Origin of the sequence: Chryseobacterium sp. C2(2020), from assembly GCF_014218915.1 — a bacterium.
Lineage (GTDB): Bacteria > Bacteroidota > Bacteroidia > Flavobacteriales > Weeksellaceae > Chryseobacterium > Chryseobacterium mucoviscidosis.
In genome coordinates, this window is record NZ_JACLCT010000050.1 from 1 (window position 1) to 25,808 (window position 25,808).

A 25,808-nucleotide genomic window follows, 5' to 3' on the forward strand; every position below is an offset into this window, starting at 1 on the left:
ATTTGTTCAATTCTAAAATATTAATTTTAGACATTAAGCACCTCATGTTTTTCTCCGAATTCACGTTATTTTAAAATTGATGAAGATAAACAATCGTTGTTGGGGTGACTGCAGGTAACCGATAGCGCAGATTTACAATCCGTACCTGTAATAGAATCTATCACAACTATTTGTGTGGCGGATTTTAGATTTTTGATAATTTATTTTCCTCAAAAAAAAGAAAAATATATTCTGCGCAGATAAAATACAGGCACAAAAAAAGCACCCTTTTTCAGATGCTTGTGTTTTTAGAATTATTCTTTTTTAAACTTCGTCGTCAGAATCGATGGTGTAAGATCTGCTTTTGAAGTCTTTGTCGTGTTTTTCTGATATTACATCCTCACCCTTCTCGTTAATGATGAAATCTGTGGACTCATTAAACATCTCCTGAAAACTCTTAAAATCTTCCTTGTAAAGGTAAATTTTATGCTTCTCGAATGTAGCTTCTCCATTCTCTCCGAAATTCTTCTTACTTTCTGTAATCGTAAGATAATAATCTCCTGCTTTCGTCTCGCGCACATCAAAGAAATAAGTTCTTCTCCCTGCTTTTAACACCTTCGTGAAAATTTCATTTTCATGGCGTTCCTTGTATTCACTCATTGTTAGATATTTTTTAATCTTGTTAAGAACAAATATAAAAGTTTTCTTTTAATCACAAAATTTTTTTTATGATTTATTTAACATTTGTGAACGATTTTGCTATGCGGTTACGGAATTGTTAATTTCGGTTAAGTTGAGGATTTTGTCGGCTCTCTGTGCGCTAGACTCTCTGTGTGTGATGATTATAGAAGTTGCATTACGGATTTTTCGGTCTATATTTTCAAGAATGTTCTGTTCTGTTTCAGTATCCAAAGCAGACAGGGAATCATCAAAAATAATGATGTTAGGATCTTTAATCAGCGCTCTGGCAATACAGATTCGCTGTTTCTGACCTCCGGAAAGCATTACACCACGCTCTCCAACCATAGTTTTGTACTGTTCCTTGAACTCAACGATATTTTTATCAACATCAGCAATTTTGGCATATTCCACCACTTTTTCATGAGAAGGTCTGTCGATGGCAAATCCGATGTTGTTTTCAATAGAATCTGAGAACAGATAACTTTCCTGAGGAATATATCCGATGAAATTTCTGTAGTTTTCTAAATTATGTTCTTTTAAATTTTTACCGTCAATTAAAATTTCACCTTCAGTAGGATCAATCAAACGGCAGAGAAGCAATGCAATCGTAGATTTTCCGCTTCCTGTCTTTCCCATGATCGCCAAAGATTCTCCGGCTTTCAGAGTAAAACTTAGATTATCCAGAGCTCTGATTCCCGTATTTGGATAGACATAAGAAACATTTCGGAACTCAATGTCGCCTTTAATTTCATATTTGTCGAAGTTTTTATTAACGATTTCAGATTTTTTATCCATGAATTCGTTAATTCTCTGCATGGAAGCTTCTGCTCTCTGATTCACGGAGGTAACCCAGCCAACCATTGAGAAAGGAAAAATAAGCGTATTGATATACATGAAAAAGTCGGCAATTTTACCGATGCTTAATTCTCCGGCAATGTATTTCTGTCCGCCAATCCAGATAATGGCAACATTTAGCAAACCGATAACGAATAAAATAATCGTAAAGAAATAGGCTTCCGTTTTTGCCAGATCCAGTGCTTTGTTCTGATAGTCGGTTACCTTCGTTCCATAATTTTTTTTGATATAATTTTCCCTTGCAAAAAATTTCACAACGCGGATTCCCGAAAAACTGTCCTGTACAAAAGTAGAAATCGCCGACTGGCTTTTCTGCATGATCTTCGATTTCTGATTGATTATTGAGCTTACTTTATAAATCGCAAAGGATAAAATAGGAAGGGGAAGCAAAGTCCAGAGCGTCATAGAAACATCCGTGGTAAGCATATAAATTGCGGTAATCACCACAAGAACGATCAGATTGGCAACATACATCACGCCCGGACCAAGATACATCCTTACTGCAACCACATCTTCACTCAAACGGTTCATTAAATCTCCGATCGTGGTTTGTTTGTAATCCGTTAAAGATAAATTCTGATAATGTCTGTAAATTTTATTTTTAAGTTCATATTCTATTCTTCTTGAAGCCACAATAATAGTCTGCCGCATCATGAAGGTGAAAAATCCGGTGAGTAAAGAACAGCCGACAATAATGGCAACATATATTAACACCTGTCTGTTGAAACCTAAATTCCCGTTTTTTGTAAGCTCGTCCACAGATTTTCCTACAAACTGAACCTTATATATATTGAAAAAATTACTTGCAATGATGAATAATACTCCCCAGAACAACAATATTTTGTGCTTCCAGAAATAGGGGTTTAATGTTTTTAGCGCTTTCATAAAGTTTCACAAAATTACAAAAATCACCTCAGACTACGAATTTCATAAATTTTAAATTTCGTATCTTTGCACCCATAAAAAAGCTCTTTGAATGTTAGGAAGACGACAAATCCGTGAAAAAGTAGTACAGACTGTGTATTCTTATTACCAGAATCCTGTAAAGTTTGATGTATTAGAGAAAAATATGTTTGCCGGAATAGAGAAAATCTATTATCTCTACATCTATCAGTTAAATTTCTTGGTTGCGCTGAAAGAACTGGCAGAAAATCAGATTGAGATCGGTAAAAACAAATACATCAAAACCGATGCTGAGATTAATCCTAACCAAAAATTCATCAACAATCAAGTTTTAATTAAATTGGAAGAAAATCCTGAGAGATTATTTTTCACAGGACAGCACAAGCAATTGAAATGGGACCTGCATGATGATCTTTTGGTAAAAACTTTCCAGAGAATGTCTGCCGGAAAGCGTTATCAGGATTTTATGAAAGAAGAAGGATATTCTTTTGAAGAAGATCAGAAGTTTATCGGGAAATTATTCTTAAGATATATTGCTGAAAATGATGATTTTCATGATTATCTTGGTGATAAAGAACTTTCATGGTATGATGATATCCACATCGCGAACTCAATGGTGCAGAAAACCATCGGTTTCCTGAAAGAAGATGAAGAAAGCCGTACTTTAATTAAAATGATTAAAGACGAAGACGATAAAACTTTCGCGATGAAACTTCTTAGAAACACGTTGGACAGTTGGGAAAACAATGAAAAGAAACTGGAAGAAAGACTGGAAAACTGGGATCTTGAAAGAGTTTCTCTCATGGATAAAGTCATTTTATCGACGGCAATGACGGAACTGGACAATTTTCCTTTCACCCCTTCAAGAGTCATCATTAATGAATATATTGAGATCGCAAAAGTTTTCGCAACAGACCGCTCCAATATTTTCATTAACGGAATTTTAGATAAATATTGTAAAGATTTAAACAGAATATAAATTATCTTCATATGAAAAAGACATTATCCATCATTGCTTTGTCTGTCATAGGCTTTGGATTCGTTTCCTGCAAAAAAGAAAATAAAGAAGTTACAGGAACTGAAACTGCTGCAACAGATTCTACTGCAGCTTCAATGCTTGCAACAACGGGAGACTCTGCTGCTGTAGCTCCGGTTTCGGGAGAAACAACTGCGGCTCCGGCTTCCAATCAGCCACTCACTACGGTTGCACTTTCTGAAAACAATTTTGATTTCGGAAAAATTAAAAAAGGCGATAAAGTAGAGCACATTTACGAAATTACCAATACCGGAACAAATCCATTGATAATCTCTGAAGTAAAGCCCGGATGCGGATGTACAGCTCCTGATTTTACAAAAGACCCGATTATGCCGGGTAAAAAAGGAAAGATTACTTTGCACTTCGATTCTACAAACTTCGACGGAAATGTTAACAAATTTGCTGATGTTTTTGCAAACGTAGAAAAAGCTCCGATCCGAATCAATTTCACTGCTAATATTCAACCATAAGATCATGAATTTATTATCCATATTTTTACAGGCACAGCCACAAGGTGGCGGAGGAATGATGATGATCATGATGGGGGTGATGGTGGTAGGTTTCTACTTCCTGATGATCAGACCTCAGATGAGAAAGCAGAAGCAGGAGAAAAACTTTCAGGAAACTCTGAAAGTGGGAACAAGAGTGGTTCTTACTTCCGGACTTCACGGAAGAATTGCTCAGGTTCATGACGATGGTTTTGTTATCGAAACATTATCAGGAAAGCTGAAATTCGAAAAAGCTGCGGTTTCAAGAGAGTTTACGGAAGCGCGTTTCGGAGATAAATCCAAGACTTCTGATAAAGCGGAAGACAAAAAAGAAATCGAAACTGAGAAAAAATAATTTTTCAGTTTTTAAAATATTTCGTTTCGGCGGGGTGAGCAAAGCTCACCCCGCCGAAACTTTTTTATATGAATATTTTTCAATTTTAATATCCGGAAAATTTATCATTCGTAGGAATCTAAGCTGCAATTATTTTTAACGTAGGATGGTCATTCTGACCGCAGCGAAGCGGAGAGAAGAATTCATCTTAATAATTTAACTCCTCAACTCAATCTTAACGGTTTAAAAAAGATTTCTCCTTCGTCGAAATGACAAGATAGCATTTAGCAATTGTATTTATTCGTGAAAACCATTTGTGCAATTAGTGTCTAAAAAATCTCCGAAAAATCAAAAGCGAAGCTCCTATCTTAATAATCTTAACTTCTCAACTAAATCTTAACGGTTTAAAAAATAGATTTCTCCTCCGTCGAAATGACAAAATACGTTAAACATATTTGTAGGTATTCGTGAAAAAACATTCGTACAATTCGTGTTTAAAAAAAAATCTGAAAATTAAAAGCAAAGCTCCTACCTTAATAATCTTAACTTCTCAACTCAATCTTAACGGTTTAAAAATAGATTTCTCCTTCGTCGAAATGACAAGATAGCATTTAGCAATTGTATTTATTCGTGAAAACCATTTGTGCAATTAGTGTTTAAAAGATCTCCGGGAAATCAAAAGCGAAGCTCCTACCTTAATAATCTTAACTTCTCAACTCAATCTTAACGGTTTAAAAATAGATTTCTCCTTCGTCGAAATAACAAAAATGGCGGTAAATCTTTGTGCCATTAGTGAAAATCTTTGTGTTATTTGTGGTTTAAACTATCTTTGCCCCATGAATCAAAACACAAACAAAACCGTTCTCATTTTAGGCGCGAATTCCGATGTTGCAAAACAGACTGCGAAACAATACATAGAAAAAGGATTTTCCGTTATTGCGGCTTCCCGAAATACAAATTCCTTAGAACAATTTGTTTCAGAACATAATCTGAATTCTAAGGTGAAGGTTTTATCTTTCGATGCTGTCGATTTTGATTCTCATCAGAAATTTTATGCTGAACTTCCTGCAAAACCTCATATTGTGGTGTATGCCGCAGGTTTTTTAGTGGATAATGAAACTGCTTTGATAGACTTCAAAGGAGCTCAGCAAATGATGCTGGTCAATTATATGGGAGCCGTTTCTATTCTGAATATTATTGCAACGGATAAGAACAATAAAAATCTGGAAAGAATTATCGGTTTATCTTCGCTTTCGGGAGTTCGAGGGAGAAAAAGCAATTTTGTTTATGGCAGTACAAAAGCTGCTTTTACTACGTATTTAGCTGGCTTAAGACAGGAATTGGCTTCAAGAAATATAAAAGTCAATGCTTTGGTGATTGGCTACATCCGTACAAAAATCAATGAAGGCTTACAGTTGAATGAATCTTTAATGATGGAGCCTGATTATGTGGCAAAAAATATCGTAAACGCAGGAAATTCTTTCACCATTGTTCCGAATTTCAAATGGAAAATCATTTATCTGATTTTGAAAATGCTGCCTGAAAGTCTGGTGGCGAAACTTCCTTAACTCATACTATGAATGATCAGTTTTTAGAAATTAAAACTTATATTGACAATATAAGCTCTTATGACAGTTCGGAAAATTTTGAATATGATCATTTTCCGTATCTTAAAAATATTTTAGATCATTTTACAGCAAAACAGCATGATGATTTTATAGAAGAAGTTTTTAAATGGGAAGATCATCAATTATATTTTATTGCAGATTTTTTAGATTTTACACAATTTATATTAAAAGGAAAATATGATTCATCCTACGTTTTCTGCGAGTGTTTTTCAAAAATTAATAATGTTGAATATCTGAGATATATTTATATTAATTTGGAAATGTACTTAATGCAGAGAAAATTTTTTAACGATGATTTAATTTTATCTGTTGATGATATTGTTAACAATTTATACCTACTCATCAATCATTTAAGAGATGAAAACAGCATCGATTTTTGCTTAAAAATGATTGAAAATTTAAAGCATTAATTTCATTCAGCATCTCCCAACAACTCCAACGCCTTCATCATATCAATTCCCTTTCCCAGAACAGGTTTAAACAAATCTCCCTTTTCTTTAATTCTTTCTAACGCATTATGGATATTGAAATCTGTAGGTTGTAAATCTTTTTTCAGTTCTTTCCATTCCAGAGGCATCGAGACAGATGCTCCTTCTTTTGGCCGCAAACTGTAAGCACTTGCTAAAGTTTGTCCGGTTCTGTTTTGAAGATAATCAAGGTAGATTTTCTTTTCGTCACGTTTTTGTAAGCTTCTTTCCAGTGTCGTGAGTTTCGGCAATTTTTCATTGACTTGTTTCATTAAAAGGTGCGCAAAATCTTTCACCTGATCAAATTCGTATTTTCCGCCCATCGGAATATAAATGTGAATTCCCGTGCTTCCGGAAGTTTTGCAGTATCCGTGGATTTTTACAGATTCTAAAACTTCATTCACCTTCAAAGCTGTTTCAATAACCTCATCAAACGTATTCTTTTTCGAAGGATCGAGGTCTAAAACCAAGAAGTCAGGATGATCAAGATCGGGAAGTGAAGAATTCCACGGATTCATATCAATGCAGCCTAAATTGTTTAAATAAGCCAAAGTTGCTTTGTCGTTACAATAAATGTAATCAATGTCTTTGTCATTCGATTCCGAGTAAACCTTCGTTGTTTTAACCCAGTCCGGAATACTGTCACCGGCATCTTTCTGATAAAAATTCTGCTCTTCAATTCCGTTCGGAAAGCGGTTTAGCGAAAGCGGACGGTTTTTAAGATGGGGTAAAATATAGTCTGCAACCGACTGATAATATTCGATGACATCACCTTTTGTAATGCCATCTTTAGGAAAATAGATTTTGTCCTGATTGGTTAGTTTTACTTTGTGTCGGTTTAGGGTAATTTCTTGTTCGTTTTCAGACGATTTTATCTTTTTTGGAATTGCCATTGTCTTTGTTTTTGGTTGGGAAATGGTTTTATAATCTTCAGAAGAATTTCTAACCTCTTCAGGTTCTTTATCTTCTCTCAATGCCACAAAAACAGGGTGACGAAAAATTCCGTCTTTCGTAATTTCTGAATATTTTATTTCGCACACCAGTTTAGGTTTTGTCCATGTTACAGGCATATTGGTTTTAGGTTTGATTTCGAAAGGTGATTTTGCGACAGTAATTTTTTCTAGTTTCTGAAGAATTTCATGGATTAATTCGCGGTTAAATCCTGTTCCTGTATGTCCGCTGTAGTTAAGTTTTCCAGCAATATATTTTCCTAAAATCAAAGCTCCGAAACCTTCTCTTGAACCACGAGGTTCAGTAAAACCGCAAATAATGGCTTCTTCAGTATTGGTAAATTTGATTTTCAGCCAGTCGGAACTCCGGTGATTTTCTACATAAATGCTGTTGGCTTTTTTAGCGATCATCCCTTCAAGTTTCATCTTTTTCATCTGACTGAAAAATGCAGTCCCTTTTTCCGAAACATGATCACAATATCTGATGACATCGGTTTCCACTAAAGCTTCTTTTAAAAGTTCTTTCCGCTGAATCAACGGCAGTTCTTCCGTGGAATGACCATTCAGCCATAAAATATCAAAAACCTGATAGGTGAGAGCCAGATCAGGATTGTCTCCAATCTGCTGAAGCCATTGGAAATTAGGTTTTCCGTTTTCATCGTAGGCAACAATTTCACCATCAAGAATCATATGATGAATCTGATTTTCAAAATCCCGCGATATTTTTTCAAATTTTGAAAGGAAAGAAATTCCGTTTCGGGAATAGAAGAGAGGTTGATCGGTACTTAAATCGGCAATGGCACGATAACCGTCCCATTTGATTTCAAAAATCCAGTCTTCATCATCAAAAGCCTCATCGTGAGGTTTTGCCAGCATGGGTTTGATAAAGTTTTCAATTTTCTTTTCGTCAACTAAAGAATTGTACCGTTTGAATTTAGGCTTTGTTTCTGAGGTTATGACTTTTTTTTGCTGCTTTTGAGGCTTTTTTTTTCCTCTAAAAATTTTGTGACCTGAGAATTTTTTGCGGTGTTTTCCTCTGCATCATAATCACTTTCGGCGAAGTCATCTTTATGTTTGATTAAGAGCCATGAATTTTCTTCCGTGTTTTTCATTTTTACCAAAGCAAATTCGCCTTTCAGCTTTTTTCCATGTAGGATAAATTTCAAAGATCCGGCGTGAAGCTCTTTTAGCAGCTCTTTTTCGTCGGAAAGTTTGGAATGGTTGTCGAGAGGTTCATAGGTTCCGCTGTCCCAGATTTCTACTTGTCCGGCTCCGTAATTTCCTTCCGGAATATTTCCTTCAAAGTCTTTGTAATCGTAGGGATGATCTTCCACCATCATGGCAAGACGTTTGTCTTTAGGGTCTAATGAAGGACCTTTCGGAACTGCCCAGCTTTTCAGCACGCCATCCATTTCAAGACGGAAATCATAATGCAGTCGTGATGCAGCGTGCCGCTGAATCACAAAAATAAGCTGATCTTTGCTCTTTTTAGTTTTTCCTTTTGGTTCGCTGGTTTCATCAAATTTCCGCTTTTCGTTGTAATCTTTTAGAGTCATTATGATGCGTTTTTGGATTTGGTATTCTGTAAACTGGCTTTTAGCTGCGCCATCAGATCAATTACTTTTCCTTCTTTTGCAGGTTCCGCTTTTTTCGTTTTGGTATTCTTACCTTTCGCTTTCTGTTTAATGATCTTCATTAAAGCTTCAGAATACGTGTCTTTGTACATTTCAGGATCAAATTCCTGCGAAAGCTGTTCGATGAGGTTCACCGCCATTTTTAATTCAGCAGGTTTCGGAGCTTTCGCCGCCGGAATTTTAAGATCTCCGTAATCTCTGATTTCCTGTGCGAATCTCAATCGGTTTAAAACCAACACTTCATTGTTATAAGGGCGGATCATTCCTATGGCTTCACTTTCGCGCAGAACAAATGTTCCTACTCCAACCATTTCTGTTTTTGCCAGAGCTTTCAGCAAAAGGCGATAAGCATTTTCCCCATTTTTCTGAGGTTCGAGATAGTACGGATTTTCAAAATAAACAGAATCTACTTCACTTTCTTTTACAAACTGATCAATAGAAAGGATTTTGGATTTTTCAGGACTTGCGGCTTCATAATCTTCTTCATCCAGAATAATGTATTTGTCGTCCATGAGGTATCCTTTTACAATATTTTCCCATTTCACTTCCTTACCTGTATTTTCGTTCACTCTTTTAAATCTGATATTCGAAAAATCAGACTTATCAAGCATATCCAAATCCAGTTTGGTGGTTTCGGTAGCAGAGTAGATTTTGACAGGAATATTGACTAATCCAAAGCCAATGGCGCCGTTCCAGATTGCTTTCATTGTACTTTATTTTCGGTAAAAAGTACAATGATTGTGCCGTGTAACTGTCGTGTGATATTTTAAATAATTACAATTGAGTTATTTATGTTTTTTTAGGAACAGGTTATGTAAGAAATACTCCGTAAGAATCCGGAAGTATAATATTACCTTTACCGTAACATTTATTTAATCACAGCAAGAGATATCGGTAAAATTCTATGAAATTTAAACTAATCACAGTATTTTTTTTATTCTTATTTCAGACGTTGCTTTTAGCGCAGAACGAAAAAGCAATTGATATTTTTAACAACAGAAACGAAGATTTAAACAAAGCAGTAAAAGATTTATCTGTATTAAAAAAATCTGCGAAATCTAATGAGAGCCAACTGCTTATGAATTCTTTATTGGCATTAACCTACATTACCAAGAAAGATTATGAATCTGCGAAAAAGTATATTACGGAAGCTGAAAAATTTTCCGGTAAGAATGGGAGTTCTCCGGCAGAAGCCTATTACAATTTTGCAACAGGAAAGCTGTACATGATCCTGGAGATTAATGACCAGTCAATTAATTATTTTTTAAAGAGTTTCAGACTTTTTAAGCTGAATGAAAATTTTGCAATGGCAAGTGATGCAGGAGTCTCTGTTTTCTATATTTCCAATTATAAGGATGTGAAAATTTTGAACGAATCTCTTGAACTGGCGGATCGAAGCAAAGATGTGGGAGCAATTATTAATGCCAGATGCGGATTTGCCAATTATATGAAGAATGATTTTAATACTAACCGGGCTTCAAAATACAATTCGGATCAGCTTTTAAAATATCTAAAGGAAACGGCAGATCTGATACAGAATGAAAATGAAACCACCCAGAAATTTGCTTTAGCATCATTATATTTTAATTACGGATATAATTTGCTTTTTTATAAGAAAAATCCGGAAGGCGATGTTTATCTTAATAAAGCATTAAAGCTTGCTAAAAAGTATAACTATCTGTCCATATACAGGAATTATTATGGTGCAAAAGGAGATATTCTGCTGGAAGATAAGAGAATAGAAGAAGCCAAAGCTTTTTTCCATCGTGGATTGAAGGAGGCGCAGACAATGCCTTATCCGGATGCTGTTACAGAGCTTTTATTTTATGAAGACCTGAAGAAAATCGCAGCGACGCAAAAAGATTGGGAAGAATTCTACAGGATCGACCAGCTTTTTCAGGCTGCAAGTAAGAAAGCAAACGATGAAAATATAAACAAAGCGATACAAAACAGCATTATAAAATATGAAATGAAAGAGAAGGAAGAGAAAATAGAAACTCTGACTTCTAAAAATTTCAACCAGAGAATCTACATCCTGATCATGATTGTTGTGATTATATTAATGCTGATCATCTGGTTTCAGTATCAGAAGAATAATAAGCTGAAAATGCATCTTATTTCGGAGAAAAATAAGCAATTAGAGATTGAGAGAAATCAGGTTCGTAAAGAATTGATCGGCAGTGTGCTTCATCTTGAAAAGAAAAATGAAATTTTGAATAATCTTAAAGAAAAACTGATGGAAAAAAAATCTGCCGCGCCTTCTGTCATAGATCATCAGATTTTTAAAGCGATAGACGAAGGGATTTTGGTAGATGATGATTTTGAAAAGTTCAGATCTAATTTCAATAGCATTTATCCTGAATTTTTCAATAAATTATTGGATAAAGCCAACCAGAATCTTACCCAACTGGATTTAAAATATTGTGGTTTTATTTTGATGAAGCTTTCGACCAAAGAAATTGCATCCCAGATGAATGTTGAGCCCAAAAGTATAAGAATGGCGCGTTACAGAATAAAGCAGAAACTTAATCTGGGGAAAGACGAAGATCTGGATCAGTTTATACAGCAGCTTTCTTAGTTGTAATTGGTTTAAAATAAGCGTGTTAATTTTATTGTAGACGCTTTGTAGACGTTTTTAATTTCCTCATAGACACTTTATAGACACTCAAAATTGCTGTTGCTGATTTGGCGATAATATCTTTGCCGGGTTGAAAATAATTTTATTCAGAAATTTAAAAACTCAAAACATGAACAACAAAGTTTTAGCAATTATTTCGTATATCACGCTTGTCGGATGGCTTATCGCATTTTTTTTAAGAGACAAATCGCAAAAAGACAGGTTGGTTAATTTTCATCTCGGCCAGAGTTTGGGATTGGCAATTGTTTCCACGTTATTTAATATTGCGCTGACGATCGTTGCTGCTAATGTTCCGTCATTACACTTTTTAGGTTACATTGGCTATTTATTCTTTATTTTAATGATTTTGGGAATAATAAACGCCGCAAATGAAAAAGAAACTCCACTACCGCTTATCGGTAATATGTTTGTAAATAAATTTTCTTTTATCAATTAAAAATTCATTTCTTCACAAAGACTGACAAATCTTTTTATTCTCTATAAAAAGATTTTCAGTTTTTGCAAAAGCTTTCTTATCGCTGATAAAATTACACCTATTACATCAACATAATAATCATCCTCATAAATGAGTTGAGAAAAAACGGATAGAGGTCGGAAGAAATTCAGACCTTTTTATTTTTATGGATCAGCAGTAATGTTGAAGGATTTAAATTGTTCCTTTTTATATTGCTTTTTTGTAGGTAAATTGTATAAGGGTTGTGTTGTATGATGAATTTACGGGAGGTGTGGTATTTTTAAATTTTTTTAAACTTTGCTTTCATCTCGAGATATAATAGTGTTTTATCAAGATTTTCTTTATCAACATTGGCTTTATCAAAAATAAAATTCATAGACGAGTTAGCTGTAATGTAAAGATATCGATCGTCTAAAATACAATAGGTAATCTCACTCCAGATAAATTTATATTCAGATTTATAATTTTTAAAACTAAAGTGATATGGGCTAAATTCCAAGAAGATATCTTTGGAGTTTCCTTCAAGATTTGAGATTTCACGATCTAATTTTTGATAAAAAGCCTTTTTATACTTTTTATATTGGGTCATATAATTGAAATATGTTGAAATTACAGCGACTGAAAAGCCTAAAAAGAATCCTGCAAAAGTGTAGTTTTCGAAAATTATGGTAATAACTCCGAGTATGGTAAATAATATTCCCCAAAAAAGATTTTTATTATTTTTTTTAAGATTATTTTTCCACTGTCTATTAAATTCATATTCATTAATCTGTCTTAAAATTTTTTCGGAGGAAGGTGTGTTGTAAGTGAAAATTTCTTCGTTCATGTTTCTGATAATGGTTTTTATTTTTTCTGTGAATATAGATTTTTATGAATTATTCAGTATTTATGCTGTCGCTTTTTAGATAATCAAACTTATCCGTGTTGATGTCTCCGATGGTAGCTTCTACGCTGTATTGTTTAGAAACAATAATATATCTGTTCTTTTCATAGCAATGCTTTATAATTTCAACAGAAATCGATTCGTTGTTATCCAGATTAATAATTCCGCTAAAGCTTTCGCACCTGTAACGTCCTTCATCATTTTCGAAATGATCAAAAATACCTCTCATATCCTCCTGACTGAAAAATATGTTTTCAATATCTGCTGAAACAATAGTGTGTTTTCTCAACGTTCTTTTAAAATCATATTCTACGATTTCTTTAGCCACCCAAAAGCAGGTTGAGCTAAATACAAGCAATAATCCTGAAATGTAAGAGAGCTTCATTATTTCTTCGTAAGTTTTTTCTTTTACGTTCGGAGGGTAATAAAGTATTTTCTTTATAAATATGATTATGAAATAAACTGCACAGGCTATTGCAGAAATATATCCTAAAGTGGCTATTAGAGAAATTAGTGTTTTCATAAAAAAAGCGGAGAAAAATTCCCCGCTTCTAATTTATGATTTTAAATTCAATTTAAGTTCCAGTTCGTCTAGCTGTTCATCAGCAATCGAAGAAGGCGCATCGATCATCACATCACGTCCTGAGTTATTTTTAGGGAAAGCAATATAATCTCTGATCACTTCGTTTCCGTCCAGAATTGCTACCAAACGGTCAAACCCGAAAGCCAGTCCACCGTGAGGCGGCGCTCCGTATTTGAAGGCGTTCATTAAGAAACCAAACTGTGCTTCTGCTTCTTCTTTGGAGAATCCTAAAAGATCGAACATTTTAGACTGAAGATCTTTATCGAAAATTCTGATGGAACCTCCGCCGATTTCGTTTCCGTTCAACACCATATCGTAAGCGTTTGCTCTGGCTTTTCCCGGATCTGTTTCCAGCAAATGAATATCTTCCGGTTTTGGAGACGTGAAAGGGTGGTGCATTGCATGATAACGTCCGCTTTCTTCATCAAATTCCAATAATGGGAAATCAACTACCCAAAGTGGCGCGAATACGTTTCCATCTCTTAAGCCATGACGGTTTGCAATTTCCATTCTCAGAGCTGAAAGTTGCGCTCTCACCTTGTTGGCTGGTCCAGACATTATAAACATCAAATTTCCAACGTTAGACCCAAATTTATTTCCAATTTTTCTTAAATCTACCTCATTATAAAACTTATTTACAGATGAAGTGAAACTATCATCATATTGATGTTTAACCCAAACCATTCCAGTTGCTCCAATCTGTGGTCGTTTTACCCATTCAATCAATTCATCAATTTGCTTTCTCGAATATTCAAATCCACCTGCACGTATTGAATCAACATTGATTCCGACAACCAATTCTGCTTCATCAAATATTTTGAAGTCTTTTCCTTTTACTAAATCATTCAGTTCCACGAATTCCATTCCGAAACGGATGTCCGGTTTGTCGTTTCCGTATTTCTGCATCGCATCAGCGAAAGTCATTCTTGGGAAATCTCCGAATTCCTGACCGGTGATATCTTTCAATAAAGTTTTCGTCATTCCTTCGAAAACATTCATCACATCTTCCTGCTCTACGAAAGCCATTTCGCAGTCGATTTGTGTAAATTCCGGCTGTCTGTCGGCTCTTAAATCCTCGTCACGGAAACATTTTACAATCTGGAAATACTTATCCATTCCGCCAACCATCAATAACTGTTTGAAAGTCTGCGGAGACTGTGGTAAAGCATAAAACTGTCCCGGATTCATTCTGCTCGGAACCACGAAATCTCTCGCTCCTTCCGGAGTGGATTTAATTAAAACCGGAGTTTCAACCTCAATAAATCCGTTGTCTGAAAGATAGTTTCTTACTTTCTGCGCCATTTTATGACGGAAAATCAATTTATCTTTTACAGGATTTCTTCTGATATCCAGATAACGGTATTTCATTCTCAATTCTTCGCCACCGTCCGTTTCGTCTTCAATGGTGAAAGGCGGAAGCTGAGATTCATTAAGAACTGTTAAATTCTCCACTAAAATTTCAATTTCTCCTGTCGGAATATTGGGGTTTTTGCTTACTCTTTCGATAACTTTTCCGGTAACCTGAATCACAAATTCACGTCCCAGTTTTTTTGCATTTTCCATCAGTTCTGCCGTAGAACGATCCTGATCGAAAACAAGCTGCGTAATTCCGTAACGATCCCGAAGATCTATCCAAATCATAAATCCTTTATCACGGATAGTCTGTACCCATCCTGAAAGTGTAACTTCTTCATTAAGATTTTTAAGAGATAATTCTCCGTTTGTGTGCGATCGAAACATAATTATTTGTTTAAAGTTCAATGTATAAGGCTCTGATCCGAACCTTGAATTTTCCGTTGGCAAAGATAAGATTTTTGCAGGTTTTAAAAACAAAAAAACTTCCCGAAGGAAGTTTTAAATTATTTATCTCTAAAAAAATTAAAGAACCATTGCCATTGCAGACTGTTTATTTTTAACAGCGTAGTCTTTTGCCGTTTTGCCTTTGCTGTCTTTTGCCTCTTTTTTAGCCCCAAATTTCATCAGCATTTTTGCGGCATCCATATTTCCGGAAGCTGCTGCATTCATTAAAGGAGTAACATCGCTGCAAGACTTATTAACATCAGTTTTACTCACCAGATAATTGAAGACATTTTTTTTGTTTTCTTTTACGCTCAAAGAAAGTAAATCTGTTTTTGTACCATTTACGGTATAGCATTTTGAAAAATCTTCCTGACTGAAAGCTTTCTGGAAACTTTCCAGATTATCGGTACGGAACGTATTCAATTGTTCTGCTGATAACTCCTGTGCAAATAATCCGTTGGCAAAAACAGAAAGTCCGAATAGCAAAGTTGCTGTAATTATTTTTTTCATAAAACTTGATTTATATAAAGAATATACAAAGCTAAATAAAATTTTTCGATCAATGTTGCTAATTATTAATCCATTTCGTTGCTTTTTCCAAAACTTCGTCCTTATTGTTTTTTATTCCGTCTATTGTAGGTTTTACTTCAACATCGGGAACAATTCCTATTCTCTGGGTTTCTTTTCCGTCGGGATAATAGATGCCGATTCCGCTGATCATGGTGGAAATATTTCCCGGGAGTTTTATATCAGAAACATTTCCATCAGCTCCCGCCGTTGTAGAACCGAAAACTTTTGCATTCGGTGCGGTTCTGAAAGCCATGGTGTGATATTCCGCACTGCTTTGAGTGGTTTCATTAATTAATATGGCAATTTTGCCCTCATAAGATTTTTTTCCGGTTCCCTGTGTTTTTAAACTTGGTGTAAAAGTGAAAAGTCCCGGCTGACTGTTGCTTGTATTCGTAAATTTTACGAAATCCGAGGATTCCGGTTTTAACAGTTTTCCCATTTTAAAAACCACAAAATCTGAAGGATAGCTTCTGAAATCGATAACCAAACCTTTCGTGTTTTTAATTTTTTCAAAAACTTCAGGAAGAAGATCGGCATTTACACTTCCCATATAAACATAAGCAATGTTGCCATCGAGCATTTTAAAAAACTCTTTTGGCTCTTTTTTTATTTTAATATCTGAATAAGTATAAGTTTTTATAGTTTTTTCTTCCGTTTTTCCGTCTCTTAAAATGGTAAGATTGATGGTTTCTGCATTGCTTCGCAACAATTTTCTCGAAATGTCCCGAAGTTGAGTAGGATAATTGGAAGCAGGAAGATATTTCAGCATATTTTTAATGATGTTGTCCATATTTTCACCATTAATTTCCGTGATGACATCTCCTTTTTTCAATCCGGTCTGTGTTCCTAAATTTTCGTCATAAAAGCCTTCAACCACAGGTTTATTTTCTGCAAAAGTTAATTTTACCGGAGAATACCTTTCGCCAAAATATTTTTCAAGCGATTTGCTGTTTCCCCAAATGTTGGCATGAGTGTCGTGAATTCTTCCGATCAGTTCCAGAGAAGCGAGATTGTATTCCGTTTCGTCTTTTGCGTTGATGAATTTTGGGATAAATTCTTTGAGCACGCCTTTCCAGTCTTCCTCGATGAGGTTTTTGTAAGGAAAATAATACTGAATCATGTTCCAGTATCTGTAAAGAGAAAGCAGTCTAAAACCTTCATCGGGATACTTCATCTCTCTGTAAGGATTTTCATGCCTGAAATCAGGATTGTCTACATTCGGAAAGAAATCGACGTAATAATTGACTTTTGGCCTTTTAGCATCTTTTAGTTGTAAAAGCAGCTCTGTAAGTTCTTTCGAGAAGCCGGAATTGGTGATCCAGTCGAGATCCGGCTTGATCTTCACATTTTTAGGCTCAGAATTTTTTGCTGTCTGAAATTTGCCTAAACCTTTGATCCAGTCTGTTAAAATCTGGTCTCTCTCTTCAGCAGCAGCATTTTCAGTTTTTTTATAAATTCTGAAAAGTTCGTAATCCCAGTTGTAATTTCCTTCGGCAACATTTGGATGATAATATTTCAGATATCCCCAGATGAATCCCAGTTTTTTAAGGTTCTCAATATTATTCTGATCGAGGTTGATATTGGAAATTGTAGAGCCTTTATCAAATTCTTTATCAAGCTCAACTTTCGTTAATTTTTTTTCGAAAATTTTAGCATTTTCAATGTCCTTTCCGTCAATGGAAACTTTTAAGTCGTCTACCCAGATTTTTCCTTTTCCTGAGAGCAATGCTCCGATAACGATCTGTTGTGTGTTTTCCGGAGACATATTGAGGGTAACCTCATATTTTTTCCAGTCGTTTGTGCCTTTCAGACCAACGTTTTGCATATTGTTAAAAGCAACTTCAGGATCAATTCTCATCCATAATCCTGCAAATCCATCCGTTACATTTTCTGTTTTGAGATATCCGGAAAGCGTAATTTTTCTTCCTGCATAATTGTTGGGAAGTGTGTACATGATTGCTCTGAAGCCTTCTGTACCTTCAGATTCTATCACTGCAGATGCCTTTCCCTGCTGTTTTTCATTAAAATCGGAAAATACTTTTGCAGAATTGTTTCCCATTAATTTCCATAAGGCAGGAGAATTGTTTTCCGTGGTTTCAAAATCGAGATTTTCAATTTTTTGCTGGGCAAAAGAAGTCATTCCCCATAGAAGAAATGGGACGATGAAATATTTTTTCATAGTGATTAAATTTTTTTGTCAAATCTAAAAAGTAAGATCTGATATTATTGTTTGTGAATATTGGTTTTAAGGAAGTTTGTGAGGTTTGGGAATATTTTTAACGAATTTTTTAGTTTTAAAATCTTAAAGAATATTAATCTTTTACATATTCAAGGATGTCTCCGGGTTGGCAATCGAGTGCTTTGCAGATCGCTTCCAGTGTTGAAAGCTTTACCGCTTTGGCTTTTCCGGTCTTAAGAATAGAAAGATTAGCCTGAGTAATGCCAATTTTTTCGGCAAGTTCCTGAGACTGCATTTTTCTTTTCGCCAACATGACGTCTACGTTGATGATTATTGGCATAAATTAAATTGTTAAATCATTTTCAGTTTTAAGATCAACAGCTTGCTTATAAACCTGAGAAACGATGTATATAATTGCGGATACCAAAAATAGCTGAAAATTTTGATTGTCAATGCTAAAATTAAAAGTAACTTTATTTAGCAAAGCTTCTGTAATTGTATCACTTATAACAGAAAAACATCCTAAAGCTAAGGTGTAATTAGCAATTTTTGAAATAATCTTGTAAATTTCTAATGAAAACGGACTCTTCATCTGAATTTTATTCGCCAGTTTTAAAACATTTGAAAAAAGTATAGTTTGTAATATTCCTAATATGATTGTCATAAAAAGGATCACTATGGAAACTTCTTTTTTTAAAGACTGAATATCCTGTATGTGTAATCTTTTACTATCTATTTTTATTTTGCTTAAAACACCAACATCAATACCGACTATTTTTGTAATCAGTAAAATAGCAAGAAGAAATATGGTTATATAGGAGATGATTAAATAAAGCCATAAAAGAGTAGTGAGAATGCTCAAAATCGTGGATGAATAATTTTTCATAGTATTTTTTATTGCAAATATATAATTATTTATTGTTTTACGATAAATAATTATTGAAATTTTTATTTTTGATTTTTCTGAGTTGGTAAATGCGCTTCGACTGATCTGTTCAGAATCTTTTTCATAAACTTTCCATAAGCCAAGTTATAATCATTTTTGAATCTATATTTTTGCGGAATATAAAACCGAATCCATGTCAAAATATTTCAATTTTCTGAAGAAAGCTTTAAGCGGTGAAGAAGTAGATTACACCAAAGCAACGATAAGAAGTGCGGTTCTTCTTCTCGCCATTCCTATGATGCTGGAAATGGCAATGGAATCTGTATTTGCATTGGTGGATCTCTATTTCGTAGGTCATCTTAAAGAAAGCGGATTTGCAATACAGACAGTGGGATTAACAGAATCTGTACTTTCCGTGATGTATTCCATCGCAATCGGGATGAGTATGGCGGCAACAGCGATGGTAGCAAGAAGAGTGGGGGAGAAAAATCCCGAACAGGCTTCCAGAAGTGCAGCGCAGGTTGTATTGGTCTCTTTTGTCATTACTTTTCTATTGAGTCTGCTTGGAGTGATCTACGCTGAGGAAATTTTAATTCTGATGGGTTCAAAGCCCGAAGCAGCAGCGTACGGAAAAGAATTCACAAGAATTATGATGGGAAGCAGTGTCATCATTATGCTTTTATTCTTAATCAATGGAATTTTTCGCGGAGCGGGAAATGCTGCGATTGCAATGAAATCTCTCTGGATCGCTAATATTGCGAATATAATTTTATGTCCGCTTTTAATCAAAGGTTTCGGTCTGGTTCCCGCAATGGGATTAACGGGAGCAGCTTTGGCAACCACCATCGGAAGAAGTATTGGAGTGATCTATCAATTATATCATCTTCTGATTGCAGATACGCAGATCAGAATTCAGTCAAAATATTTTAAACCCGACTTTGAAATCATTAAATCCGTGATAAAAATAGCAACTCCCGGAATTTTTCAGTTTGTAATTGCTTCCTGCAGTTGGATTTTTCTGGCTCAACTGGTCGCAACAACGGGCGGTGAAAATGCTTCTGCAGGATATCAGACGGCTCTGCGTTTAATGATGTTCTTTTTGCTTCCGGCTTGGGGATTAAGCAATGCCGCATCAACGTTAGTCGGACAAAATATGGGAGCCAACGAAATGTTGAGAGCAGAACAGTCCGTTATGAAAACTGTAAAGTATAATATGATCTTTATGGTAACCGTAAGTATTATTTTCTTTTTTATGGGAGATTTTTTAGTCGGATTTTTCACCAACGAACCTGAAATTAAAACTATTGCTACCAATGCTTTGCATATTATGGCGGTAGGATTTATTTTCTACGGAATAGGAATGGTGATGATTAATGCTTTTAACGGAGCTGGAGATACATTGACTCCGACTTGGGTGAATTTGTGCGGATTCTGGCTGTTCCAGATTCCTTTAGCGTATTTTTTGTCCAAATATTTCGGAATGGGACCGAAAGGTGTCTTTATATCGATTCCCGTAACCGAAACTTTAATTACTATTGTTGCATTTATTTTGTTTAAAAAAGGAAAATGGAAAACGGTAAAAGTGTAAAAAGTATGGATGCTAGGTTTTTTTAACAAAGTTCGATTTACGCTTCAGTAATAAACTTCCAGCCTCTGTCTTTCAACCTCCCGCTACAGAATTATAAAAATTTTAACAGCTCCAATCTTTGATTTTTACAGGGTATTTTTTAATTTCGTAGTCAATCAACTAAAATTTATTTCTATGGGAAAAGGAGACAAAAAATCTAGAAGAGGTAAGATCAACAATGGAAGCTATGGAAAAAGAAGACCGAGAAAAGCTTCGAAAACAGTTGCTGCTTCAGAAGAAAAAACTAAAAATTAAAATAAAAAGACCGGAGATTATTTTTTCTCCGGTCTTTTTTATGTAACAAAATTAAATTATTTTCCGAAAAATCCGCCAAGGATATCTCCCAATCCGCCTCCGCCTTGCTGCTTCTGCTGATTGCCTCCTCCAAGAACGCTCCCCAGAATGTCATTCAAAGGATTTCCGGACTGAGAATTTCCTCCGCCCAAAACGCTTCCTAAAATATCATTTAAAGGGCTAGACTGCTGTTGCTGAGCCTGATTGGATGCATTCCCAAGAATTCCTCCCAAAAGATCGCCTAAACCTCCTGCTCCTACATTGTTCTGTTGCTTTTCTTTTCCTATGTAGCCCATAATTACCGGAGCCAGCATCGCTAAAATAGGTCCCACTTTATCAATGGAAATTCCTGTATTTTGTGAAAGCTGATTTTCTACATTCGATTTATCTCCACCAAAAATATGGCTTAATATAGAACCTCCTTCAGCCTGTCTCGCATCTGCCTGAGAAACGTCGTCCAGAATACTTCCGTCGTGATCTTTATCCAAAGCGTTATTCAAAGCTTCAGCTTCATTCGCGTCCTGAGATTTGTTTCTAAGGTAAGAAATGATAAGCGGTGCCGCAACTGCCAGTAAAGCAATTACCTGCGTTTTGCTGATCCCGAATTTGTTTTCAGCCTGTTCAGCAACCTGGTTGCCGGTGTTCCCTGTAAGTAGGTCGATTAAACTCATAGTTTGTGTTTATTTTATTGTTAAGTCAACCAAAGTTATCAAAAAATATTCCCCAAAGATTTTTTTTAATCAAAATTTGAGATTTATTTTTGAAATTACATATAAGTTATTGATTATCAATAATTAATTTTTTAATATCGGAACATTGGAACATGCTTCACCAAACATCAGCGATTTCACGATCGGCTGAAGCTGTTCAACCAGTTCGATGTACGCGTTTTCAGGAATCTCTTTGTCTGAGCATCCTTTTACCAAGACTCTTTTTCCGCGCATTTCATCAAAATCATGGCTTTGAATGGCGTTGTGCATTAAAATAACTTCCAGATCCTCACGGTTTCCGAAAACTATTTTTTTAGTTACTCCGGTAAGTCTTGCCGTAATCAGGAAATATGCCCAAAGCGGAACAATCGCATCCGCAGAATTGTAAACGTACACATAAGCATCACGATATTCTTCAACATCAATGGCTGCCACTTTTTCGCGGAAATCTTTTTCCTTTAAGACCATTTCCATGAAAAGAAAATCTTTAAGATCAATTCCCTTTCTGGCTCCCTTCGGAACAAGATCCGTAAGATCAAAATTGATTAAACCGCTTTCCGCAACTTTATTCCGTATTTCAAATTCTTCTGACATTTTTTATCATTATCTTTGAACAAATTTACAAATTAAGATCGTACAACGTCTTACTTGTTCTCTATTCTGATTATAGAAATGAAATATTACATTATCGCAGGAGAGGCTTCCGGAGATTTGCACGGAAGCAATTTAATGAAAGCTTTGAAGCAGAAAGATTCCACTGCCGAATTCAGATTTTGGGGTGGCGATTTAATGGCGCAACAGGGCGGAACTTTGGTGAAACATTACCGCGATCTTGCTTTCATGGGATTTCTGGAAGTAGCCATGAATCTGCGGACCATTCTGAATAATATTAAATTCTGCAAAGAAGATATTAAAAACAACAGACCGGATGTTTTAATTTTGGTAGATTATCCCGGATTCAATTTAAGGATTGCAAAATTTGCCAAAGAATTAGGCATTAAAGTCGTTTACTATATTTCTCCGCAGCTTTGGGCATGGAAAGAGGGTAGAGTAGAGATCATTAAAAAATATGTGGATGAAATGATGGTGATCCTTCCGTTTGAGGAAGATTTCTACAAAAAACATGGGGTACATTCGCATTTTGTAGGTCATCCGTTGCTTGATGCGATTTCAACGCTGCAAAATATTGATGTTGAAGAATTTAAAAAGGAAAATGACTTAAACGAAAAAGAAATTATTGCGCTTTTGCCGGGTTCCAGAAAACAGGAAGTGGAAAAAATGCTGGAAATGATGCTTTCCGTAAGACCTTACTTTAAAGAATATCAGTTTGTTATCGCAGGAGCGCCGAGTTTGCCGAAAGAATTTTATCAGAATTATGTAGACGAAAATGTACATTTTGTTTCCAATAAAACGTATGATTTGCTGAGATGCTCGAAAGCAGCTTTGGTAACATCGGGAACCGCAACTTTGGAGACTGCTTTACTGAATGTTCCGGAAGTGGTTTGCTACCGTGGAAGCAAAATTTCTTATGCAATTGCGAAAAGGCTCGTTAAAAACATCAAATATATTTCTCTGGTGAATTTAATTATGGATCGTGAAGTCGTTAAAGAACTGATTCAGAATGATCTTAACACAAATAATCTGGTGGAAGAACTGAAAAAGATTTTAGAAACCGAGAAAAGAACACAGCTTTTAAGAGATTACGATTTGTTGAGAGAAAAATTAGGCGGAAAAGGAGCCAGTGAAAATGCGGCGGATGTCATTTTAAAGGTTTAAAAAATCAAATAAACTATAAAAAATCGTAGAAAATTTTTCTGCGATTTTTCTTTTATATCATGAATTTAAGTCAAAATTTAAGATTTTAAAATTTTGATTTGCCGATTGTTATTCAATTAAATATTTTTGAGAAGCACAAATTTTGAAATTGAATCAACAGCCGATTTTAATTCTTGCCATCTTGTTTATTTTGGGTATTTTTATTCAGGACTTTTTTTCTCTGGATGAAAATTTTGTTTACTTAATTATCATTATTTGTGCTTTCATTTTAGCCATCACTTTTCTTGAAAATTACTACCTCCATAAAGCGAAGCCTTATTTTCTCGGTTTTATGTTTTTTGGGATCGGAATCATTCTGCATTTTTTCAATGCTTTTGCTTCCGAAAATGTTTCGGTTTCTAAAAATGAAACAATTGTTTTTAAAATAGCTAAAAAACTGAATTCCAGTGATAAAAATCGGAAGTACGAAGGCGTGATAAAAGGCGGAAAGCAAACTTTCAATGCTGTTATTTACATCCCGAAAAGCGAAAAGGAACTTGATTTCTTACATTATTATCAGGCTCAAGCTTACATTTCAAAGCCGAAGCCGCCACAATATGATTTTCAGTTTGATTATTCGAAATATCTTTTAAGGAAAAATATTGAATACCAGTGTTATATCAATGATGAAATTGCGGAAGCGGAAAGAAAAGATTTAAGCTTCAAGGAGAAGTTTTCTCAGAAAAGACTGGAAGTTTTGCAAAGAATTGATGAAACCGGAATGTCTTCAAAGTCGAAAGAATTTTTAAAAGGAATTATTCTTGCCGACCGAACGGAAATGGATGCGCAGACGGTTCAGGATTTTAACCGTTCCGGATTGGTGCATTTTCTTGCGATTTCGGGAACACATATTGTCGTCATCTTCGGATTGTTTTATCTTTTACTAATTAAAATTTTACCATTAAAATTCAGAAAATACGCAATAATTTCCAGTTTAATTTTTATATGGCTTTTTACCTTTTTTATCGGATTTGGAAGTTCTGTCGTACGTTCAGGTTTAATGCTGAGTATTTATTTTATTTACATTTTGCTGCAAAGGAAATCTGATCTGCTGCATTCACTTTCTCTGTCTGCTTTTATTATTTTAATATTTGATACTCAACAGCTTTTTGATGTCGGTTTTCAGTTGAGCTTTTGTGCGGTTTTGGGGATTTACTGGCTGAATCAGCCGATTTTAAACTATTTTCCGATACAGGATAACCGGTTTAAAAAACTGATCTTTAATACAATTTCGATTTCCGTTTCTGCCCAATTGGCAACGCTTCCTCTGGTTCTGTACTATTTTCATCAGTTTTCATTTATTTCAATTGCTGCGAACTTTTTAATTGTTCCCTTTTCTGAAGCAATCATAGTTTTTTCATTTTTAATGACCACTTTAATTGTTTTTCATCTTGATTTTAATCTGATGAATGTTGCGTATGATTTTATTATTAAGATTTTACTTACAATCATTCATTGGTTTGCAGATTTCGATCTGTTGTTCCATGAAAATATCCCGATGAATCTAATCGAGGTTTTTGCTTTATTTCTGATCATTTATTTTCTGAGATTTTTCATTTTAAAACCAAAACTGAAAAACCTGACAATAGTATTGATGACAGTTTTTATTTTTTACGTTTTAAGAACAGGGTGTAATTTCTATGAAAATCAGCGTGACGAAATTCTGTTTCATGACTTTTCTAAAACTCGTGTGTTATTTGTAAAAAAAGGAGACAATGCCTGTTTCTGGACTGAAGAAAATTCAGATCAAAACAAAATTATTCAGTTTGTTATCAATCCTTACTGTTCTTCAAGACGCATCAGCAATTATCAGATTAAAACCTTCCCGAAAGATGTAACAAAAGTAGTTTATAATGGCAAAATTTATAACTTTAATTAATCATTGTATTTTTTGTTTTTTTCAATTTATGATCAATCTGTCCATGATCCAAGTACTTAAATATTTTCCCTCATGTCTATTAATAAACCAGCAAAGCCATGTGAGGTTATTTCATTCTTCCCCGCTGATCTAAGTCCTAACGGTGACTCATGTTTTATATTGCTGCATTATAACACAAAACCCACCGTTTTGCGGTGGGTTCTTATTATTGCTCACGGATTATAAATCCGCGAGATCAGGAAGTCTGGTCTTAAATAAATTCTGCTGTAAATCTTCGCTTATTTTGCCTAACATTTTGCCACTTTTTATACCCTAAAAATACAATTTTCTGCAATTTTTTACAACATTATTTTACGAATTTAGAAAGCATAAAATTGAAAATCAAAATGTTATGGAGATTATAAGGAATGACTAAGTAAGTTTTGCTACACTATAAAACACAAAACCCACCGCAATTGCGAGGTCACTGAAAAACTAAATTTTTATTAACCAATAAAAAAGGAGTGTAAAACGTATAGTTTTACGCTCCTTCTTT

25 protein-coding genes are annotated in these 25,808 nt (G+C 34.9%); 11 read left to right on the forward strand and 14 right to left on the reverse strand.

Annotated features, from left to right (window positions below; genetic code table 11):
* Positions 1-303: 303 nt before the first annotated feature.
* Together H6W52_RS19200 and H6W52_RS19205 are read right to left on the reverse strand one after the other, a co-directional pair.
* Positions 304-639, reverse strand: a complete 336-nt coding sequence (locus H6W52_RS19200; RefSeq protein WP_002976288.1) for a DUF3276 family protein — start codon at positions 637-639, stop codon at positions 304-306.
* Between the two features lie 99 nt (positions 640-738).
* Positions 739-2,400 carry an ABC transporter ATP-binding protein gene (locus H6W52_RS19205; protein WP_116099794.1) on the reverse strand — a complete coding sequence of 554 codons (1,662 nt, stop codon included), beginning with the start codon at positions 2,398-2,400 and terminating at the stop codon, positions 739-741.
* 91 nt (positions 2,401-2,491) lie between these two features.
* Between H6W52_RS19205 and H6W52_RS19210 the strand changes: the two genes are divergently transcribed.
* The 5 genes from H6W52_RS19210 (at position 2,492) to H6W52_RS19230 (ending at position 6,314) form a co-directional block, all read left to right on the forward strand.
* Positions 2,492-3,397, forward strand: a complete 906-nt coding sequence (locus tag H6W52_RS19210; protein ID WP_116099793.1) for a transcription antitermination protein NusB — start codon at positions 2,492-2,494, stop codon at positions 3,395-3,397.
* 11 nt (positions 3,398-3,408) lie between these two features.
* A complete protein-coding gene (locus tag H6W52_RS19215) occupies positions 3,409-3,924 on the forward strand; it encodes a DUF1573 domain-containing protein (RefSeq protein ID WP_116099792.1) in 516 nt (171 codons plus the stop codon).
* Positions 3,925-3,928: 4 nt separating this feature from the next.
* Positions 3,929-4,297, forward strand: a complete 369-nt coding sequence (gene yajC / locus H6W52_RS19220; protein ID WP_116099791.1) for a preprotein translocase subunit YajC — start codon at positions 3,929-3,931, stop codon at positions 4,295-4,297.
* 815 nt (positions 4,298-5,112) lie between these two features.
* Positions 5,113-5,844 (forward strand): SDR family NAD(P)-dependent oxidoreductase, encoded by a 732-nt coding sequence (locus H6W52_RS19225; protein ID WP_116099790.1) that lies wholly within the window; start codon positions 5,113-5,115, stop codon positions 5,842-5,844.
* A gap of 8 nt (positions 5,845-5,852) precedes the next feature.
* Positions 5,853-6,314, forward strand: a complete 462-nt coding sequence (locus H6W52_RS19230) for a hypothetical protein (protein WP_116099789.1) — start codon at positions 5,853-5,855, stop codon at positions 6,312-6,314.
* Between the two features lie 2 nt (positions 6,315-6,316).
* On the opposite strand, the gene ligD is transcribed toward H6W52_RS19230, so the two are convergent.
* The 3 genes from ligD to H6W52_RS19245 all read right to left on the reverse strand — a co-directional run bounded on the left by ligD (position 6,317) and on the right by H6W52_RS19245 (position 9,662).
* Complete coding sequence (ligD, locus tag H6W52_RS19235) at positions 6,317-8,197, reverse strand: DNA ligase D (RefSeq protein WP_116099788.1); 1,881 nt, start codon at positions 8,195-8,197, stop codon at positions 6,317-6,319.
* Positions 8,198-8,274: 77 nt separating this feature from the next.
* Positions 8,275-8,877, reverse strand: a complete 603-nt coding sequence (locus H6W52_RS19240; RefSeq protein WP_116099787.1) for a DNA polymerase ligase N-terminal domain-containing protein — start codon at positions 8,875-8,877, stop codon at positions 8,275-8,277.
* Positions 8,877-9,662 carry a Ku protein gene (locus tag H6W52_RS19245; RefSeq protein WP_076390658.1) on the reverse strand — a complete coding sequence of 262 codons (786 nt, stop codon included), beginning with the start codon at positions 9,660-9,662 and terminating at the stop codon, positions 8,877-8,879. The genes H6W52_RS19240 and H6W52_RS19245 overlap by 1 nt, the downstream gene beginning before the upstream one ends.
* 197 nt (positions 9,663-9,859) lie before the next feature.
* On the opposite strand from H6W52_RS19245, the gene H6W52_RS19250 reads away from it, so the two are divergent.
* Positions 9,860-11,533, forward strand: coding sequence for a helix-turn-helix transcriptional regulator (locus H6W52_RS19250; protein WP_116099786.1), 1,674 nt, complete (start codon positions 9,860-9,862; stop codon positions 11,531-11,533).
* 169 nt (positions 11,534-11,702) lie between these two features.
* Entirely contained in the window at positions 11,703-12,029 is a 327-nt protein-coding gene (locus H6W52_RS19255) for a DUF4870 domain-containing protein (RefSeq protein WP_116099796.1), read from the forward strand.
* A 298-nt stretch (positions 12,030-12,327) separates the two neighbouring features.
* Here the strand turns inward: H6W52_RS19255 and H6W52_RS19260 are convergent, their stop codons facing one another.
* The 7 genes from H6W52_RS19260 to H6W52_RS19290 form a co-directional block, all read right to left on the reverse strand.
* On the reverse strand, positions 12,328-12,873 hold the full coding sequence (locus tag H6W52_RS19260; RefSeq protein ID WP_116099785.1) for a hypothetical protein: 546 nt from the start codon (positions 12,871-12,873) through the stop codon (positions 12,328-12,330).
* 49 nt (positions 12,874-12,922) lie between these two features.
* A complete protein-coding gene (locus tag H6W52_RS19265) occupies positions 12,923-13,453 on the reverse strand; it encodes a hypothetical protein (RefSeq protein WP_116099784.1) in 531 nt (176 codons plus the stop codon).
* 33 nt (positions 13,454-13,486) lie between these two features.
* Positions 13,487-15,253 (reverse strand): aspartate--tRNA ligase, encoded by a 1,767-nt coding sequence (aspS, locus tag H6W52_RS19270; RefSeq protein WP_116099783.1) that lies wholly within the window; start codon positions 15,251-15,253, stop codon positions 13,487-13,489.
* Positions 15,254-15,391: 138 nt separating this feature from the next.
* Complete coding sequence (locus tag H6W52_RS19275; RefSeq protein WP_116099782.1) at positions 15,392-15,823, reverse strand: ankyrin repeat domain-containing protein; 432 nt, start codon at positions 15,821-15,823, stop codon at positions 15,392-15,394.
* 58 nt (positions 15,824-15,881) lie between these two features.
* Positions 15,882-18,062 (reverse strand): S41 family peptidase, encoded by a 2,181-nt coding sequence (locus H6W52_RS19280; protein WP_116099781.1) that lies wholly within the window; start codon positions 18,060-18,062, stop codon positions 15,882-15,884.
* Positions 18,063-18,195: 133 nt separating this feature from the next.
* Complete coding sequence (locus H6W52_RS19285; protein WP_039365153.1) at positions 18,196-18,402, reverse strand: helix-turn-helix domain-containing protein; 207 nt, start codon at positions 18,400-18,402, stop codon at positions 18,196-18,198.
* A gap of 3 nt (positions 18,403-18,405) precedes the next feature.
* Complete coding sequence (locus H6W52_RS19290) at positions 18,406-18,948, reverse strand: DUF2975 domain-containing protein (protein WP_116099780.1); 543 nt, start codon at positions 18,946-18,948, stop codon at positions 18,406-18,408.
* Between the two features lie 193 nt (positions 18,949-19,141).
* On the opposite strand from H6W52_RS19290, the gene H6W52_RS19295 reads away from it, so the two are divergent.
* Together H6W52_RS19295 and H6W52_RS19300 are read left to right on the forward strand one after the other, a co-directional pair.
* Complete coding sequence (locus H6W52_RS19295) at positions 19,142-20,536, forward strand: MATE family efflux transporter (RefSeq protein WP_116099779.1); 1,395 nt, start codon at positions 19,142-19,144, stop codon at positions 20,534-20,536.
* A gap of 174 nt (positions 20,537-20,710) precedes the next feature.
* Positions 20,711-20,830, forward strand: coding sequence for a 30S ribosomal protein THX (locus H6W52_RS19300; protein WP_076390669.1), 120 nt, complete (start codon positions 20,711-20,713; stop codon positions 20,828-20,830).
* Positions 20,831-20,886: 56 nt separating this feature from the next.
* Here H6W52_RS19300 and H6W52_RS19305 read toward each other — a convergent pair whose 3' ends face one another.
* Together H6W52_RS19305 and H6W52_RS19310 are read right to left on the reverse strand one after the other, a co-directional pair.
* On the reverse strand, positions 20,887-21,540 hold the full coding sequence (locus H6W52_RS19305; protein WP_116099778.1) for a DUF937 domain-containing protein: 654 nt from the start codon (positions 21,538-21,540) through the stop codon (positions 20,887-20,889).
* 123 nt (positions 21,541-21,663) lie between these two features.
* Positions 21,664-22,173: a DUF2480 family protein gene (locus tag H6W52_RS19310; protein WP_116099777.1), complete on the reverse strand. Its 510-nt coding sequence runs from the start codon at positions 22,171-22,173 to the stop codon at positions 21,664-21,666.
* A gap of 78 nt (positions 22,174-22,251) precedes the next feature.
* On the opposite strand from H6W52_RS19310, the gene lpxB reads away from it, so the two are divergent.
* Positions 22,252-23,355 (forward strand): lipid-A-disaccharide synthase, encoded by a 1,104-nt coding sequence (gene lpxB, locus H6W52_RS19315; RefSeq protein WP_116099795.1) that lies wholly within the window; start codon positions 22,252-22,254, stop codon positions 23,353-23,355.
* A 142-nt stretch (positions 23,356-23,497) separates the two neighbouring features.
* Positions 23,498-25,273: a ComEC/Rec2 family competence protein gene (locus tag H6W52_RS19320; RefSeq protein ID WP_228457608.1), complete on the forward strand. Its 1,776-nt coding sequence runs from the start codon at positions 23,498-23,500 to the stop codon at positions 25,271-25,273.
* The last annotated feature ends 535 nt before the right edge of the window (positions 25,274-25,808 follow it).

Excerpts from the sequence above, each read along its gene's own strand:
- H6W52_RS19200 (WP_002976288.1), bottom strand. The coding sequence starts at position 639 with ATGAGTGAATACAAGGAACGCCATGAAAATGAAATTTTCACGAAGGTG.
- H6W52_RS19205 (WP_116099794.1), bottom strand. The coding sequence starts at position 2,400 with ATGAAAGCGCTAAAAACATTAAACCCCTATTTCTGGAAGCACAAAATA.
- H6W52_RS19210 (WP_116099793.1), top strand. The coding sequence starts at position 2,492 with ATGTTAGGAAGACGACAAATCCGTGAAAAAGTAGTACAGACTGTGTAT.
- H6W52_RS19215 (WP_116099792.1), top strand. The coding sequence starts at position 3,409 with ATGAAAAAGACATTATCCATCATTGCTTTGTCTGTCATAGGCTTTGGA.
- yajC (WP_116099791.1), top strand. The coding sequence starts at position 3,929 with ATGAATTTATTATCCATATTTTTACAGGCACAGCCACAAGGTGGCGGA.
- H6W52_RS19225 (WP_116099790.1), top strand. The coding sequence starts at position 5,113 with ATGAATCAAAACACAAACAAAACCGTTCTCATTTTAGGCGCGAATTCC.
- H6W52_RS19230 (WP_116099789.1), top strand. The coding sequence starts at position 5,853 with ATGAATGATCAGTTTTTAGAAATTAAAACTTATATTGACAATATAAGC.
- ligD (WP_116099788.1), bottom strand. The coding sequence starts at position 8,197 with ATGCTGGCAAAACCTCACGATGAGGCTTTTGATGATGAAGACTGGATT.
- H6W52_RS19240 (WP_116099787.1), bottom strand. The coding sequence starts at position 8,877 with ATGACTCTAAAAGATTACAACGAAAAGCGGAAATTTGATGAAACCAGC.
- H6W52_RS19245 (WP_076390658.1), bottom strand. The coding sequence starts at position 9,662 with ATGAAAGCAATCTGGAACGGCGCCATTGGCTTTGGATTAGTCAATATT.
- H6W52_RS19250 (WP_116099786.1), top strand. The coding sequence starts at position 9,860 with ATGAAATTTAAACTAATCACAGTATTTTTTTTATTCTTATTTCAGACG.
- H6W52_RS19255 (WP_116099796.1), top strand. The coding sequence starts at position 11,703 with ATGAACAACAAAGTTTTAGCAATTATTTCGTATATCACGCTTGTCGGA.
- H6W52_RS19260 (WP_116099785.1), bottom strand. The coding sequence starts at position 12,873 with ATGAACGAAGAAATTTTCACTTACAACACACCTTCCTCCGAAAAAATT.
- H6W52_RS19265 (WP_116099784.1), bottom strand. The coding sequence starts at position 13,453 with ATGAAAACACTAATTTCTCTAATAGCCACTTTAGGATATATTTCTGCA.
- aspS (WP_116099783.1), bottom strand. The coding sequence starts at position 15,253 with ATGTTTCGATCGCACACAAACGGAGAATTATCTCTTAAAAATCTTAAT.
- H6W52_RS19275 (WP_116099782.1), bottom strand. The coding sequence starts at position 15,823 with ATGAAAAAAATAATTACAGCAACTTTGCTATTCGGACTTTCTGTTTTT.
- H6W52_RS19280 (WP_116099781.1), bottom strand. The coding sequence starts at position 18,062 with ATGAAAAAATATTTCATCGTCCCATTTCTTCTATGGGGAATGACTTCT.
- H6W52_RS19285 (WP_039365153.1), bottom strand. The coding sequence starts at position 18,402 with ATGCCAATAATCATCAACGTAGACGTCATGTTGGCGAAAAGAAAAATG.
- H6W52_RS19290 (WP_116099780.1), bottom strand. The coding sequence starts at position 18,948 with ATGAAAAATTATTCATCCACGATTTTGAGCATTCTCACTACTCTTTTA.
- H6W52_RS19295 (WP_116099779.1), top strand. The coding sequence starts at position 19,142 with ATGTCAAAATATTTCAATTTTCTGAAGAAAGCTTTAAGCGGTGAAGAA.
- H6W52_RS19300 (WP_076390669.1), top strand. The coding sequence starts at position 20,711 with ATGGGAAAAGGAGACAAAAAATCTAGAAGAGGTAAGATCAACAATGGA.
- H6W52_RS19305 (WP_116099778.1), bottom strand. The coding sequence starts at position 21,540 with ATGAGTTTAATCGACCTACTTACAGGGAACACCGGCAACCAGGTTGCT.
- H6W52_RS19310 (WP_116099777.1), bottom strand. The coding sequence starts at position 22,173 with ATGTCAGAAGAATTTGAAATACGGAATAAAGTTGCGGAAAGCGGTTTA.
- lpxB (WP_116099795.1), top strand. The coding sequence starts at position 22,252 with ATGAAATATTACATTATCGCAGGAGAGGCTTCCGGAGATTTGCACGGA.